Raw genomic sequence first — 15,702 nt, 5'->3', positions numbered from 1 at the left:
GGGGTTCGTTGAGGTTATGAGGTTTTTCTGTGTAGAAGCCGACGCAGCACCAGGCAGCAAAGAAACACCGGCACCCCGATAGCCAGTGTAGCTACTGCCCAGTAAAAATCCATGGCGTACGACAGCATGTCGAGATCTTGATCCGACCTGACGCTTTGGCCTGTCACTGACAGACAGAATCTGATAATCGCTTTGACAGGCAACGGTATGTGGAACGGGTAGAGAGTGAGTGGGCTCGTTAGGTACCATGCGAGATCACTAATGATGAGAAGCGCGAACAAAGAGGCGATGACCGTGACGGACAAGGGCATCTTAGGAACCGCTTCACCACGCTTTCTTGCGGTGAGATAGCGAGACAGCCACCGTTTAAGTCCAACCAGCGCTAACACGATCAGCAAGGTGGCGATCGACCAGCAGAGTAGAAGCGCAAGCACCTCCATATCGTCAGGATTTCCAAGATATTCGGTGCCCGTGCAGGATAGCCAAAATCGGATAAAGGCTTCCACGCTGTCCGGCATCTCTATAGGAAGCATGTCGACAAGATACGTGGTCTTCAAACCAGCAATCGCCGATACCACTATCAAGCCGGTGTAAATCGCAAAACTGATTGCAAATCGTTTGGTCATTTCACCTCAACTGTCCCATAGGCTCGCAAAGCTGTCCTCGGCACAGGCACGGTCTGTCCTCGTGAACGAATGAATTGCTGAAGTCGATCAAATTCCTGACGGTTCACAACCGTGATACATCCATGACTCAGTCTCAAGTGGCCCATTGGATGCAGCCGGAAGTTACCGCGCTTGATGCCATCGATGTTTGTCGTGTCCCCCGTTTTCGGATTCCAGAGCATGAACCATTGTCGACGATCGGTAGAGCTAACGCCCTGCGCATTCCACCAATCATAAAAAAAGCCCATATATCCGCCGGACTGACGATTGATGAGATAGTAGGTCCCTTTCGGAATCGGCCCAACGTTCTCGATGGCCGTGTCATCAGGATTGTCCCGGCCACGACCCGTTCCAGAAAAAGCGGTAACCGACGCGGTGCCCTCACACGAAAAAACCGAGTCCGCCTGCCCGTTCAAAAGAAATGTGCATTTAACCGGCATGTCCTCCTCCCCCGCCCGGTCAATTCGTCGTGTTGTTCTTGATATACAGAGTGGCAGTCACCGCACCGCCGCTCCCTCCCAGCGCGTTTTGCACAAAGTACTCATGCTTCATCGTCGAGAAAGACAGGTGAACATCTTCATGGCACTCGTCACCGCCGCCGATCGGTTCCACCTGGGTAATGATCACGTCATACATCGTGATCTTCAGGTATTCGAACGGCACGCCCCCGGCCTTTCGCACAGTCAGCTTCACCAGGTCCACATGCTTGCCGGTGAAGCAATATTTGGCCAGATTCGGACTGGCGCGGTCCAGCTTGTGCGTGAATTCCAGATCTGAAACGCTAGCCTTGCCCGCGCCGCCGCCGGAGCCCGCCATCATGATCGAGTCCTGTGAAATCTTCCAACGCCAACCGATTACGTCGATTTCGTTCAGATGCGAGGCATCCTGCGATTCGCCGTCGCAGCCGTTAATCTTGATGAACGTATCCTGTGCCATTAAGCATCCCCGTGACATGTGCGACTGTTCAAATGGTCGTCACGCGGACATGCAGAAACATTCGGCACACGCAGATTGAAATACTGTTGGCGAAAGGATCAGACCGCAGCGAAGACTCGAATCAGCAGTGTCGGGGGAATGCCGACCTGCGGAGTTGCGAGCTTTCTGCAAATTCGTGAGGAATTGCGCTCTTTTCATCGGCCGCATGTGGCGATTCATGCGGCCTGACTCGTTCGCCCCTGGCGCCGGGCTTGCCTTGCCCTCTGCTTAGGCCGCCACCTTCAAATCCTCGATCGCCCGCTGCCTAACGCCCAGGTCATCCCACAACTCAGGGTGGCAAGTGAAGACCAGAATCTGATGCCGCGTGGCCGCGTCGATCAGCGCGCGCTTGATCGCGTCGCGTCGCGCGGCATCGGTATGCACCGCCGCGTCGTCGAGCATGAGCAAGGTCGGCCGGCCTGATGCCTTCAACAGATCCGCGTAAGCGAGCCGCGTCAGAATGCCGAGTTGTTCGCGCGTGCCGAAGCTCAGCGCCTCGAGCGTGTCCGCGCGGCCAAAGCGGTCCAACGTCGCGGGACTCAGATCGTCACCGAGCGCGATCGTGGATTGCGGGAAAATCCGCTTCAGATAATGCCCGAGGCGCTCGGTCAACGGCGCGCGCAGTTGCGCGACCGCGGCGTCGCGTTCGTCGACCAGCACTTCGTCGAGCAGGCTCAACGCGCTCGCGCGCAAGCCGAGTTCGTCCTTGCGCCGCGTGGCTTGTTCGACCTTGGCCTGCACCGCCGCCAGACGCTCGCCGAGACCCGAGGCGCCGGCCGTCTCCAGTTGACCGCGCAACGCCGCGATCTTCACCTGTCGCTCGTTCTGCTCGCCGCGCGCGAGTTCCGCCGACGCGCGATAGCGCTTCGCCTCAGCCGCCGGGTCGTCGAGACGTGCCGCTTCCAGTTCGCGCTCGCGCCCTTCGCGCTGCTTGCGCAATGCCTCCACCTGCACGCGTTGTTCGACGATCTTCGCCTGCCACTGCGCGCGCTTGCGGCGGAACGCTTCGTCGTCCAGTTGCGCCTGCTTGCGTTGCAATTGATCAGCGAGCGATTCCGCGTTCGCCATGCCGGCCGATTTTTTGTCGGCCGCTTGCGTTAGCACTTTTCGTGCGGCTTCCAACGCGTCGCGCGCGATCTCCGCGTTGCGGCGGGCTTCGTCGAGCGGCGGAGCGGCGGAAACGTCGGGCAGACCCGCGAGCCGCTCATTGGCGGCATGCATGCGCGCCGCAGCCGTTGCCGACGCTGCGCGCAGCGCTTCGATGCCCTGCGGCGCGTGCACGTCGAGAATCTTCGCCTGGCTTTTCTGCTGCGCGAGCGCCGCCTTCCAGCGCTCGTGCCGCGCTTCGCCCTCGCCGAGCGACGCGACGCCGAGCGCCTGCAACAACTGCGCATGCTGGGCTTCGAGCGACGCGAGTTCGGACAAACGCGCCGGCAGATCCGAGACACCCGGAATCACCCGCAATTCACCGAGCGCGCCGAGGCCGATCCGTTTCTCTTCGTCCACACGCAGGACGCCTTCGCCGCTCACCGGTTTTTCGTCGACGGTAATCGCGCCGTTCAGGCGATATTCGATGCGGGTCATCGCTGCTTCAGTGCGAGCTCGCAACACGCTCAGCTCGCTGCCGAGCGCGGCGAGCCGCTTCAGCTTCGCCTCGTCGATTTCGAGCGTGGCCGCTTCCCGCGCGGCTTCGAGCACGGCGTCGTTCGCCTTGCTGGCGGCGGCAATCGACGCTTCGAGCCGCTCGCTTTCCGCGCGAAAGAGTCCGATCTGGCTGCGCAGATCGGCCGCGGTCACGGCTGCGTTAGCCAGTTCGAGCGCGCGGTTGGCATCGGCGAAAGCCTGCTCGAATTGCGTCACGCTGGCCGCGGCATCCGCGTGTTCGGCCTGGACCGCCGCCACGCTCGCACGCAACGCGTCGAGTTGCTGGCGCTCGCGCGCGACGGCCGCTTCCAGGTCGAGCGCGTTCTGCTCCTGCTGCAGCGGCAAAGCCAGTTCGGCTTCACTCGCTTTCAGCGACTGCTCAAGTCCTTTGAGGCTGCCTTCGAGTTGCACGACGGCGTCGGCGCGCAATTGCGCCTGCACGGCTTTCTGCTCGTGAATTTCCCACGGGCGTTTGCGCTGCGTATCGTCGAAGGTTTGCTGCAGCGTGGCGAGGCTCGCAATGTTCGCCTCGAACTGTTGACGCTGCTGTTCGAGATCGGCGCGCTCCTCGATCAGGCGCGCGAGGGTCTGTTCGGCCTCGGCGAGCGGCCCAGTCGATTTCTGCGTGCGCGCGGTGAGCAGTTGCCGAAGCTCGCGCTGCACGGCGGCGATCAACGCATCCTCGCCCGCCGATTCGCGGCCGCCCGAGAGTTGCGACAGCGCATCGCGCAGATACTGCGCCGCGTGGCCGGTGGAATCGCGCATCTCCTGCGTGCCGCCTTGCTGCACCCACAACAAACCGGGGACGCCCGCGTTCTCCGCCTTCAACGGCCCACGCGCGGGACGTGAAAAGCCGAGCAAGGCCGCGAGCTTGTCTTCGGCTTCATCCTCACCGAACGCGCTCTGGCCGATCCTCAGTTCGCAGCGCTGCCGCGTCACGAACTGCTTCGACAAGCGGCACGCCATGCCGTCCAGCTCGAAGCTCACTTCGACCGACGGCTGCCCGCTCGCCTTGCCCCACGGCAACAGGTCTTTCAGATGCGAGGCCTTGTAGCGCTCCAGAAACACGGCGCGCACGGCTTCGGCAATCGTGCTCTTGCCGGCCTCGTTCGGACCGACGAACAGATTCAGACCGGGCTGCAGATCGTCGATGACGAGCTTGCCCGTGAACTGCTTGAACTCCTGAATCGCAATGCTTTGCAGCTTCATGCGGACCTCGCTTCACGCGGCAGTTCACGTTGAAAACGCGCCAGAAGCAGCAATGCCTCGGCCGCGCGCTTGATCTCTTGCGGGTCGGACTGCGGGTCTTCCTGCAAGCCACGCAGACGCGCCACCACTTTCGCGAGGTAGCCGCTTTGCGCGCCGAGTTCGGCGAGATCGTCGTCGGTGGGCAGCACTTGCAGGCCGCTCAGGTCGACGCGCAACGCTCGCACGCGCGCGCGGGCTTCTTCCACCGCGATGTGAAGCGCTTCGGCGTCGGCGAGTGCTGCGGTGCCGCCGACCGTCACGCGCAACACGTCGTGGCTGCCTAGCGTGGCGAGGCGCGCCTTGAGCGAATCCACATCGGTCGGCACGGCGATGGTTTCCTCCCAACGATGCCATTGATATTGACCGACCCGCACCGGCTCGACCAACGGCGACGCGCCCGGCTCGCTCAACGTGACATCGAGCATGAAGCCCGGATCGTTGGCGCGGAAGCGGTCCTGCTCGTGCGTGCCCGCGTACCAGACGCGCTCATCGACACGCAGATGCCCGTGCCAGTCGCCGAGCGCCAGATAGTCCAGACGCGCGCTTGCGGCACGCGTCGGCGCGATAGGATTCGACGAGTCGATGCCTTCCTGCAGAATCCCGCTCACGCTGCCGTGCGCGAGTCCGACGCGGTGATAGCCGGGCGGCGTCTCCGCGGTATCGAAGAAACCGGTGGTGTCGTCATACGTGATGCGTTGCGTGAGCGGCGCGCACAGCAGCGCGCACCGGCAGTCGTCCAGCAGCACCACACCGGGTTCGAGCACCACGCGCACATTCGGTGCGATGCAGTTCAGGCGCTGCGCGCGCGTCCACACGCTCTCGACGAGCGCGGCATCGTGATTGCCCGGCAACATGATCCACGGCCCCGCGAACGCTTGCACCGCGCCGAACAAACGGCGGATCACGGTGTCGGAGACGGTTTGCAGATCGAAGACGTCGCCGGCCACGAGCACCGCATCGACATTGCGCGCGGCGGCTTCTCCGGCGATCCGGCGCACGGTCTCGAAGCGCGCCTCGGCAAGATGCGCCGCCTCGTCCGGCTCGAACTGGCCGAATTGCGTGCCGATCTGCCAGTCCGCGGTGTGCAGAAACCTGATCACTGTGCCTCCCTTCTGTTTCATTCCGTTCAATTGCAAGCTGGCTCGCCAGGCAAGGCAGCGCAGTCTAACCGCAGATGTTACCGTGCCCGCGCGGCAAAGCTAGTCCTCGACGGCGAGCGCGGCCCTGGCCCACACGCCGGCGAGCGGCGCTACACTCGCGATTCCGGCTGCGCTCGCCGAGCGCGCCGCATGATTTCAATCGCCCCGGACCCGTTGCCTGCCGCCAATGAACAAAGCAATCGAACTGAAGAAGGCCAAGCGCACCCCGCTCCTGCTGTTGTTCGCCGCCGCCTGCGTTTTCGTGGTGACCGCGTTCATGCCGCGCGGCATCTGGGTGGACGGCATCAAGGCGGTCGCCGAGGCCGCGATGGTGGGCGCGCTCGCCGACTGGTTCGCGGTGGCCGCCCTGTTTCGACGCGTGCCGATCCCGGTCGTCTCCGCACACACCGCGATCATTCCGAGGAACAAGCATAAGATCGCCGACAACCTCGCGGTGTTCGTGCAGGACAAGTTCCTGGATGTGCCATCGCTCGTCGGTCTGATCCAGAAGCACGACCCGGCGCGCAGCATCACCGCGTGGCTGACGCAGCCAGAGAACACCGCGCGTTTGGGCGACTACGTCGTCAAGCTCACCAGCGGCATTCTCGAATTGACCGACGACGTACGCATTCAGGTCTTCATCAAGGACGCGCTGCGCGACGTGCTGGCCAAGGTCGATCTATCGCAATCGATGGGCTCGATTCTCGACACGCTCACCAAGGACGGCCGCCATCAGGAACTGCTCGACGCCGGCATCGAACAGGTCGTGGCGCTGCTGCGCGAACCGCACGCGCGCGAGTTCATCGCCGAGCGGATCGTCGAATGGGTGAAGACCGAGTATCCGAAGATGGAGAAGATTTTGCCGTCGACATTTTCTGCCTGGCTGGGCGACAAAGGCGCCGAAACCATCGCCAACGCGGTGAATCGCATACTTGAACAGATCAGCGAAAATCCCACGCATCAGCTGCGTCAGAAGTTCGACGACGCCGCGCACAAACTGATCGTCAAGCTCAAAACCGATCCCGCGTTCCTGCAAAAAGGCGAGGAGTTGAAACGCTATCTGGTGGAAGGCGACGCGCTCAGTTCGTATGTGAAAGACATGTGGGGCGAATTGCGCGCGTGGCTCAAGCGCGATCTGCAAAGCAGCGACTCGGCCCTGCATGCACGCGTGGTGGCGATGGGCCAATGGGTCGGCCGCGAGCTCGCGCACGATCCGGCGTTGCGCCAATCGCTCAACGATCACCTCGAAGAAGCCGCGCGCACCATGGCGCCGGACTTCGCGCGCTTCCTGACGCGCCATATCAGCGATACCGTGAAGAACTGGGACTCGCATGAGATGTCACGGCAGATCGAGCTGAACATTGGTAAGGATCTGCAATACATCCGCATCAACGGGACGATTGTGGGCGGCTTTATCGGTCTGCTGCTGTACGCCAGCTCGCAGTTGCTGGGTTTGCTGCGCCTGCACATGGGGTGAGCAATAGGCCGCCGCGCGTCAAAGCGCCTACAATCCGGGCATATGAATTGCTCATGCGCTGTGCCCGGACACCCTCTCACTGTTCGCGAGCGGCCCTTATAAAAACGACAGCGCGTCTCAATCGGAAAGTGTGCTCATGAAAATCTCGTTACCGCCGTCTGGGCGGCCGAACCGCGTTTACCCGCCGGGCGCGCCGAGTCTGCACGGCCTTGCGTCGGTGATTACCGGCGTGGTGGTGGTGTGCGGCTTGTACTTCGGCCGCGCGGTGTTGATCCCGATCACGCTGTCGGTGTTGCTCAGCTTTCTGCTCGCTCCGCTCGTACAGATGTTGCGGCGTTTCCATATGGGGCAATTGCCGTCGATCTTTATCGCCGTGTTGTTCGCCTTGGCCAGCTTGCTCGCCGTCGGTGCGCTGATCACAGCGCAACTCGTGCAACTCGCTGCCGATCTGCCGCAGTATCAGGAGGCGATCGAGCAGAAGATCGAGACGGTGCAGGAAAAAACCGTCGGCCGCGCCGATTCGCTGATGAGCCGCGCCGCCGTCGCGTTGCAGCGCGTGTCTCCGCCCAAACCGAACCCGCCCCGTCCGACCGGACGCGCCGCGCGCAATGCGCCCGCCGTGCCGCAGCCAGTCGAAGTGCACGAACCCTCGCCCACGCCGATGCAGCTCGCACAGCGCGCGTTGTCGCCGGCCATCGCGCCAATCGAAACGACCTTCATCGTGCTGGTCGTGACGATCTTTATCCTGCTGCAACGCGAGGATTTGCGCGACCGTTTGATTAGCCTGTTCGGCTCGCGCGATCTGCATCGCACCACCACTGCGATCAACGACGCTGCCGTGCGGCTGTCTCGCTACTTCGTCGCGCAACTCGGTGTGAATCTGAGTGCGGGTGGCGTGATCGCCATCGGGCTCGCGATAATCGGCGTGCCGGGTGCGCTGCTGTTCGGCGTGATCGCCGCGCTGCTGCGCTTCGTGCCGTATATCGGCATCTGGATCGCCGCGATTCTCGCCGTGTTCCTCGCGGCCGCGATCCAGCCGCAATGGACCATGGCGGTCTATACGCTGATCCTGTTCATCGTCGTCGACGTGGTGGCCGGGCAGATCGCCGAGCCGCTGCTGTATGGCCACCGCTCCGGCCTGTCGCCGCTCGCGGTGGTGGTGGCGGCGATTTTCTGGAGCTGGCTGTGGGGGCCGATCGGCCTCGTGCTGTCGACGCCGCTCACGTTGTGCGTGGTCACGCTGGGCCGCTACGCCGACCGGCTGAACTTTCTCACGGTGCTGCTGGGCGATCAGCCCGCGCTCACACCCGCGCAGAACTTCTATCAGCGGCTGCTCGCGGACGATCCGCACGAGGCCATCGTGCAGGCGGAGCGCCTGTTGCGCGAGATGTCGCTGATCGATTACTACGACAAGGTCGCGCTCGAAGGCCTCAAGCTCGCCCGCAACGATGCAATGCGCGGCGTGCTGATGCCGGACCAGTTGCAGCGCATCAACGACGCGCTGGTGGATATCGTCGAAAACCTGGAAATCGCGGACGGCTTGCCAGACCGCATGGCGCGCAGCGAACCCGCCGATACCGCGAGCGCGTTGCTCGCTTCGGCCTCGGCCGATCTGTCCGAGCGGCACGACAGCCATATTGCAGCGCACCCGCGGCTGCGCCGCGAAGCGGAAAAAACCTCCGTGCTGTGCGTGCCCGGACGCGGTTCGTTCGACGAAGTCACCACCGCGATTGCCGTGCAACTGCTCGGCCGCCAGGGCCTCGCGCCGGTGATGGCGACGCACTCCGGCTATCGCAGCGCACGCGCCGACGAACCAAGCTTCAAGGACGCGCCGATCATCTGCATCGTCTCGCTCGATGCGCCGGAGTCGCCGCCGTACCTGCGCAACATGCTGCGGCGCACGCGCGAATGGCGGCCGCGCGCGACGCTGGTGGTCGGCGTGGGCGGCGCGCCGGAAGGCGGCCCGGAAATGGGCGCGACCGGCGCTTCGCACGCGGCGCCCACCTTCCGCGCGATGATCGAGGAATGCCTGGCCGCGTCGAGCTTGCCGCACGCGCGCCACGCTTCGCACGTGGGCGGAGCGGACTAGGCGCCTTCGCTGTGGGTACGCCCGCCCGGCGGCGCGGCTGTACCCAAAATGAGGACAGCCGCGCGCGCACCCTCCTTCATACTTCGCTATCGATTCGCACCGCCTCGAAGAGCTGACCAGCCCCGGCGGGCGATCCCCGACATCGAAGCTCCAGGAGACAAGCATGAGCCGCCCCTTCAAACCCTATCCGTTTTCGCCGCGTCACTATGAAGGCGTGGCGCCACCGCTCGTCGACGGGCGCGATCCTGTCAGGCGGCCGGTGGCGATTGTCGGCGGCGGGCCGGTCGGCATGACGGTGGCGCTCGCGCTGGCTCGCCAGGGCGTGCGCTCGGTGCTGATCGAAGCCGACGACGGAGTCTGCACCGGCAGCCGCGCGATCTGCATCTCGCGGCGCAGCCTGGAAATCTTCAAGCGACTCGGCGTCGTAGAAGGCTTCCTGCAAAAAGGCCTGCCGTGGACCGGCGGCCGCAGCTTCTACCGCGATGCCGAAGTGTTCCGCTTCGCCATGCACCAGGACGACGAGCAATCGCTGCCGCCCATGATCAACATCGCGCAATATCAGATCGAGCAGTTGCTGCTCGACGAGGTAGAACGGCATGCCGATCTGATCGAGATCCGCTGGCAGACGCGCGTGACCGGCATCGAACAGCATGCGGCGGAAGGCGATCGCGGGAACCAGGAAGGCACGGCCGGCGCGACGCTCGCGCTGCGCACCGGCGACACCGCATGGCAGATGCACGCCGACTGGGTCGTCGCCTGCGACGGCGGCCGCAGCACAATTCGCGAGGCGCTCGGTCTCAAGCTCACCGGCACCACTTACGAGGGCCGCTACGTGATCGTGGATATCGAACTTGACAGCTCGCGCGCCACCGAGCGCCTCGCCTATTTCGATCCGCCGTCCAATCCCGGCTCGACGGTGCTGGTGCACAAGCAGCCCGACAACGTCTGGCGCATCGACTACCAGCTTCGCGACGACGAAGACCCGGAAGCCGCCGTGCAGCCCGCGAACGTCATGCCACGCGTGCAGAGCGTGCTCGATTCGATGGGCGAAACCGGCGCATGGTCGCCGATCTGGATCACCGTCTACAAGGCCAACGCATTGACGCTCGAACGCTACCGGCATGGCCCGGTGCTGTTCGCGGGCGACGCCGCGCATCTCGTGCCGATCTTCGGCGTGCGCGGCGCCAACTCCGGTATCGACGACGCGGACAACCTCGGCTGGAAACTGGGCTGCGTGCTGAACGGGGTGGCGTCGCCGCGTCTGCTCGATAGCTACAGCGACGAGCGGGTGTTCGCGGCACGCGAGAACCTGAGTTACGGCATGAAGAGCACGGAGTTCATGGCGCCGCCCTCGTTCGCCTTCGATCTGATGCGCCAGGCGGTGCTCAGTCTCGCGGAACATCATGCGGCGGTGCGTCCGTTGATCAATCCGCGGCAGACGCATCCGATCGCGTATGTGCAGTCGCCGCTCAACCAGGCCGCTGGCGACGCGAGCGGCGCTTTCGCGCAAGGCCCAGCGCCCGGCACTGTGCTTCCGGAGTGCAGACTCCAGCGCAGGGACGACGGCGTCTTTCACGATATCCATCTGACGGATATGCTCGGGGCATGCTTCACTGCATTACGTTTTGGTGCGAACGCGAACGACGACTCCGGGCAAGACGCAGCGTGGCAGCAGTTGCAAGACACGCTGGCCGAACAACGTATCCCGTTCAAATCCGTCAAGCTGGTCAGGAACGACACGGATAGCGTTGCGAACTCAAACGTGGTCGATCACACCGGCCGTTTGCACGACATGCTCGACGCCACGCCCGGCACGGTCTATCTGATTCGGCCCGACGGCCATGTACTGGCCCGCTGGCGCGACGGCAGCGCGGAAGCCACGCAGCGCGCCATCCGCGCGGCGCTGACGATCTAATACAAAGGAGACAAACGTCATGACCGATAGCGATCTCGACCTCGTCTATACGACGCTCTGCAAGACCCTCACGAATGAAGGCGAAGCTCAGGCGCCGCTATATCTGGCCCGCCTCGCGATGCTGTGCCTGACCGAACTCGACAACCCGCGCCGCGCGTTGTCGTTGATCGAAGCGGCACGACTGCCGGCCGCCACTACGGTGACGGCATAAGGCGTAAAAAAACCGCCGCGCCATGCGAGGCGCGGCGGTTTTCGCTTGATGCAACTGTTACTGCTTCGGATACAGACCCAGCGTCCTCGCATGCAGGCGCGCGAGACCGAGCAACGCATCCGTATACGGCGTAGCGACGCCTGTCAGTTGTCCCAGTTCGCGCACTGCTGCCACCAGCGCGTCGAGTTCGACCGCTTTACCCGCCTGCACGTCCTGCAGCATCGAGGTTTTCATCGCGCCGAGTTTCAGCGTGACTTCGTGGCGGTCCTCAGGGTCCTGATCGATTGGAATGCCGAAGCGTGCGCCGATTTCCTTCGCCTCCAGCATGATGCTCGTGACGAAGTTGCGCACCAGCTCGTCGCTGAGAATCCGGTCGGTGGTCGCGCCGGTGAAGGCGCTGATCGGATTCATCGTCATATTGCCCCACAGCTTGTACCAGACGTCGCGCTGAATCTGCGCCGACGCCGACGCATTGAAGCCGGCCGCCGCGAGCGTGGCCGTGAGCGCCGCGACACGCTCGCTCGCCTGCCCCGACGCCTCGCCGATAATCAGCCCATTGCCCTGATGATGCCGGATGACGCCCGGTGCTTCGACGAGGCAACTGGCGTGCACCACGCAGCCCACCGTCTGCGCGCTCGGAATCGCGGCGGCAATCGCGCCGTCCGGATCGATCGACTTCAGGCGTTTGCCGGTGAAGTCCGCGCCGAGTCCGTCGCAGAACCACCAGGGCACGCCGTTCATCGCAGTCACTACGATGGTTTGCGCGCCAAGCAGCGGCGCGATCCGCGCGGCCACCGACGCCATTGCCGGACCCTTGACGGCGACCACGACGAGATCCTGCACGCCGAGGTCAGCGGGATTCTCGCTCGCATTCACTTTCACGGCATGCGTCGCGCCGCCTTCGATCAAACGCAGGCCGTGTTCGCGCAGCGTGTTCAGCGTCTCGCCGCGCGCCACCACGCTCACGTCATGGCCGGCCTGCGCGAGCTTCACGCCCATCCAGCCGCCGATCGCGCCCGCACCGTAGATTGCTGCTTTCATCGTTTCAATCCTTGTAACTGGCGTCGATGCGGTCCACTCGCCGCACCAACGCGTCGAACACATCCTGGCCCGCGCCGTGACGCGGATCGAACTGCAGCGCGTCGCGCGAGCAGCGAATCGCGACATCTTCCGGTACCGGCCGCGCGCGGCCCATCGCAAAGGTCGCCATCTGGATTTCGCAGGCGCGGTTGAGCGTCCACAGGACCGCGAAAGTTTGCGGCAAGGTGTGGCCCCACGCAAGCAGGCCATGGTTGCGCAAGATCACCGCCTGCCTGTTGCCGATATGTTCCAACAGACGCGGACCTTCTTCCGCGTGCACGGTGATGCCCTCGAAGTCGTGATACGCAATGCGGTCGTACAATTGCGCGCTGTAGAAGTTGGTCTGCTGCAGACCGTCTTCCAGACAGGCCACGGCGACGCCCGCCGTGGTGTGCGTGTGCATCACGCAGTGCGCGTCGGGCAAGCCTTCATGAATCGCCGCATGCACGACGAAACCGGCCGGATTCACCGGATAAGGCGAGTGATCGAGCACGCGCCCCTGTGCATCGATCTTCACGAGATTGCTCGCGGTCACTTCGCTGTAGTGCAGCCCGAACGGATTGATCAGGAACTGCCGCTCGCCGCCGCTCACGCTGGCGGGAACGCGCAGCGTGATGTGGTTGTAGATCATCTCGGTCCAGCCGAGCATGTCGAAGATCCGGTAGCACGCTGCAAGCTGCACGCGCGCATGCCATTCGTCCGGATGCATCGCGTGGGCCTTCGGCGCGCTCGGCGCTGGTATATCGAGGGTGGTCATTTGGGTCTCCCTTGTCGACCGTTGTTATCGTTCTGCTGCTTGAAAAGCCGCGCTTACGCGCCCGACACCACGGCCGCAATCGACGAAGCCACATACTCCGCGTTGCGTTCGTTCAGACCGGCCACGCACATGCGCCCGGAGCGCAGCACATACACCGCGTATTCGCTGCGCAGACGCTCCACCTGGCTTTCGCTCAAGCCCGTATAGGTGAACATGCCGCGCTGCGCGACGTAGCGCGCGCGCATCACTTCATCCACCCGGCCCGCGAGTCCGGCGTGAATCGTGCCGCGCATGGCGAGAATCCGCTCGCGCATGGTGGCGAGTTCCGCTTCCCACGAAGCGCGCAACGACGCGTCCGCGAGCACGTTGGCGACGAGCCGCGCGCCGTGCGTCGGCGGATTGCTGTAGTTCGCGCGCACCGTCGACATCAATTGACCGAGTACGCGGCCCGCCTCTTCCGCGCTCTTGCAGACCACGCTCAACGCACCGACGCGCTCGCCGTACAGCGAGAAATTCTTCGAGAACGAATTCGCGGCGATCAACGGAATGCCCGCGTCGGCCAGCAGACGCACGCAGGCGGCGTCTTCTTCAAGACCGGCGCCGAACCCCTGATAAGCCATATCGACGAACGCGATCAGCTTGCGGCGCTGCAAAACCGGCACCAGTTCGGCCCATTGCGCCTGGCTCAGATCCACGCCGGTCGGGTTGTGGCAGCACGCGTGCAGCAGCACGACGCTCTGTTCGGGCAAGCGGCCGATCGTTTCGATCATGTCGGCGAAGCGCAAGCCGCCGGTCTGTTCGTCGTAGTACGGATAAGTGTTGACCGTCAACCCCGCGCCTTCGAACACGACGCGATGGTTTTCCCAGCTCGGGTCGCTGATCCAGATCTGCGAGCCGGGGAAATAACGCTTCAGGAAATCGGCGCCAACCTTGAGCGCGCCCGATCCGCCGATGGTTTGCAGCGTCGCGATGCGCCCCGCCTTGCGCGCCTCGCTGTCCGCGCCGAATACGAGTGCTTGCGCCGTGTCGCGATAAAGCGGGAGGCCCGCCATCGGCAGATACGAGCGCGGGCCGATCGAATCGAGCAGCGCGGTTTCGGCGCGGCGCACGGCGTCCATGACGGGCAGCTTGCCGGCGTCGTCGAAATAGATGCCGATGCTCAGATTGACCTTGTTCGAGCGCGGGTCGAGTTGGAAGTCTTCATTCAGGCTCAGAATCGGGTCGCCTGGATAAGCGGGAATGTGGTCGAACATGGCAATTCCTTGAATGTGGCCGCAGCGCGGCCTCGGTGTGGCGCTCGGTATGGCGCGCGCGTGGCGCGTGTGGCGGACGACAGCCCGCGTGAACCGGCTTGACTCAGACTGGCGAGACGGAAGTCTAAGCGGGTTTGGCTGGGTGCGTCGATGGGGACAAGTCTCCGCGCATGCGGCACGCTACACAATCAATCGATTTTTCACGATTCGTTAGTTTTTCTTTAGAATCGCCCAATGCCACTCACACGCGTCACCATCCGTCAGTTCGAAGCGTTTCTCGCCATCGTCGATCTGCATAGCATCGGCGCGGCGGCGGACCGCCTCGGGCTGACTTCGTCGGCGGTCAGCCAGTTGCTCGCCGACCTTGAAACGGAACTCGGCTTCCGCCTCTTCGACCGGACCACGCGGCGCGTGAATCTGTCGAGCGCGGGGCAGGATTTTCTGGCGTCGGCGGAATCGGTGTTGCGGCACGTGCGTGCCGCCGCGCAATCCGCCGACGATATCCGCAACCGCGCCGCCGGCATCGTGCGGATCGGCGCGCCGCTGGTGCTGGCAGCGACCGCGCTGCCCGCGGCCATCGCCGAATATGCGCGCGACAAGCCGAAGGTGGTCGTGCGCATTTGCGATACCGTGGTCGAGCAACTGGTGGAGCGCGTGGAAAGCGGCGACGTCGATCTCGCGATCGGCCCTGACCGGCCAAGCGGCACGCGCGTGCGTCGCGAGCCGGCGTTCGCGAGTCCGTGGGTGATGTGGTGCGCGCCGACCCATCCGTTGAACGCGCGCCGCCGCGTGCAGTGGCCGCATTTGCGCGACGTGCCAATCGTCGCCACCGGTCGCGACCATGAACGCGCGGTCGGGCAAATGCTGGCCAATCTGCCGGTGGAAGCCCGCATCAGTCCCGTGGACGTGGTGGACAACGTCACCACGGCGTTCGGCCTCGCCTCACAAGGGCTGGCCATCACGCTCGCGCCCGCCTACGTCGCGCCGTTGGCGCGCACCTTTGGGCTGGTGATGAAGCGCATCGTCGATCCCGAAACGATCCGCGAGGTGTGCGTGTATCGCTCGACCGAGCGCGCGCTGTCGCCGCCCGCCGACGGTTTCGCGGATTTCATCATGCCGTGGTTAAAGCGCTGGGATCGCGAGACGCAGGCGGAGGCACGGGGCAAGCGTGCGTGATCGGTGGCTGCGGTGCTCGGTGGTTGCGCTTAGGAGACAAGCGCCAGTGACGGCCGCACCGGCTTAACGTAAA

General features: G+C 64.0%; 13 protein-coding genes. 5 read left to right on the top strand and 8 right to left on the bottom strand.

From position 1 onward, the window contains the following. Window positions 1–14: 14 nt before the first annotated feature. The 5 genes from B0G75_RS18785 to B0G75_RS18765 all read right to left on the bottom strand — a co-directional run bounded on the left by B0G75_RS18785 (window position 15) and on the right by B0G75_RS18765 (window position 5,632). On the bottom strand, window positions 15–626 hold the full coding sequence (locus B0G75_RS18785; protein WP_106308575.1) for a hypothetical protein: 612 nt from the start codon (window positions 624–626) through the stop codon (window positions 15–17). Next, the gene (locus B0G75_RS18780) at window positions 623–1,105 is read right to left on the bottom strand and encodes a DUF2778 domain-containing protein (protein ID WP_106308572.1); all 483 of its coding nucleotides are present in this window, start codon (window positions 1,103–1,105) and stop codon (window positions 623–625) included. The genes B0G75_RS18785 and B0G75_RS18780 overlap by 4 nt, the downstream gene beginning before the upstream one ends. Before the next feature lie 19 nt (window positions 1,106–1,124). Further along, window positions 1,125–1,601 (bottom strand): type VI secretion system tube protein Hcp, encoded by a 477-nt coding sequence (locus B0G75_RS18775; protein ID WP_106308569.1) that lies wholly within the window; start codon window positions 1,599–1,601, stop codon window positions 1,125–1,127. 267 nt (window positions 1,602–1,868) lie between these two features. Further along, the gene (locus tag B0G75_RS18770) at window positions 1,869–4,493 is read right to left on the bottom strand and encodes an AAA family ATPase (protein WP_106308566.1); all 2,625 of its coding nucleotides are present in this window, start codon (window positions 4,491–4,493) and stop codon (window positions 1,869–1,871) included. Continuing rightward, on the bottom strand, window positions 4,490–5,632 hold the full coding sequence (locus tag B0G75_RS18765) for a DNA repair exonuclease (protein ID WP_106309134.1): 1,143 nt from the start codon (window positions 5,630–5,632) through the stop codon (window positions 4,490–4,492). Before B0G75_RS18765 ends, B0G75_RS18770 begins: the two co-directional genes overlap by 4 nt. A 226-nt stretch (window positions 5,633–5,858) precedes the next feature. Here B0G75_RS18765 and B0G75_RS18760 point away from each other — a divergent pair, with 226 nt between their 5' ends. The 4 genes from B0G75_RS18760 to B0G75_RS18745 all read left to right on the top strand — a co-directional run bounded on the left by B0G75_RS18760 (window position 5,859) and on the right by B0G75_RS18745 (window position 11,363). Then, complete coding sequence (locus B0G75_RS18760) at window positions 5,859–7,148, top strand: DUF445 domain-containing protein (protein ID WP_106308563.1); 1,290 nt, start codon at window positions 5,859–5,861, stop codon at window positions 7,146–7,148. A gap of 136 nt (window positions 7,149–7,284) precedes the next feature. Beyond that, complete coding sequence (locus B0G75_RS18755; RefSeq protein WP_106308560.1) at window positions 7,285–9,237, top strand: AI-2E family transporter; 1,953 nt, start codon at window positions 7,285–7,287, stop codon at window positions 9,235–9,237. Window positions 9,238–9,400: 163 nt separating this feature from the next. Further along, the gene (locus B0G75_RS18750) at window positions 9,401–11,152 is read left to right on the top strand and encodes an FAD-dependent oxidoreductase (RefSeq protein WP_106308557.1); all 1,752 of its coding nucleotides are present in this window, start codon (window positions 9,401–9,403) and stop codon (window positions 11,150–11,152) included. Between the two features lie 19 nt (window positions 11,153–11,171). After that, entirely contained in the window at window positions 11,172–11,363 is a 192-nt protein-coding gene (locus B0G75_RS18745) for a hypothetical protein (protein WP_106308554.1), read from the top strand. Between the two features lie 57 nt (window positions 11,364–11,420). Here B0G75_RS18745 and B0G75_RS18740 read toward each other — a convergent pair whose 3' ends face one another. The 3 genes from B0G75_RS18740 to B0G75_RS18730 are packed head-to-tail and all read right to left on the bottom strand — an operon-like array spanning window position 11,421 to window position 14,453. Beyond that, a complete protein-coding gene (locus B0G75_RS18740; protein ID WP_106308551.1) occupies window positions 11,421–12,404 on the bottom strand; it encodes a 2-dehydropantoate 2-reductase in 984 nt (327 codons plus the stop codon). A 4-nt stretch (window positions 12,405–12,408) separates the two neighbouring features. Next, complete coding sequence (locus B0G75_RS18735) at window positions 12,409–13,200, bottom strand: class II aldolase/adducin family protein (RefSeq protein ID WP_106308548.1); 792 nt, start codon at window positions 13,198–13,200, stop codon at window positions 12,409–12,411. 53 nt (window positions 13,201–13,253) lie between these two features. After that, the gene (locus B0G75_RS18730) at window positions 13,254–14,453 is read right to left on the bottom strand and encodes an amino acid aminotransferase (RefSeq protein ID WP_106308545.1); all 1,200 of its coding nucleotides are present in this window, start codon (window positions 14,451–14,453) and stop codon (window positions 13,254–13,256) included. A 234-nt stretch (window positions 14,454–14,687) separates the two neighbouring features. On the opposite strand from B0G75_RS18730, the gene B0G75_RS18725 reads away from it, so the two are divergent. Continuing rightward, window positions 14,688–15,629: a LysR family transcriptional regulator gene (locus tag B0G75_RS18725; RefSeq protein ID WP_106308542.1), complete on the top strand. Its 942-nt coding sequence runs from the start codon at window positions 14,688–14,690 to the stop codon at window positions 15,627–15,629. The last annotated feature ends 73 nt before the right edge of the window (window positions 15,630–15,702 follow it).

Source organism: Paraburkholderia sp. BL18I3N2, from assembly GCF_003001875.1.
In the GTDB taxonomy this organism is placed as follows: Bacteria; Pseudomonadota; Gammaproteobacteria; order Burkholderiales; family Burkholderiaceae; genus Paraburkholderia; species Paraburkholderia phytofirmans.
Note: the sequence above shows the minus strand (reverse complement) of the source record. Positions and strands in the feature narration are given on the sequence as shown.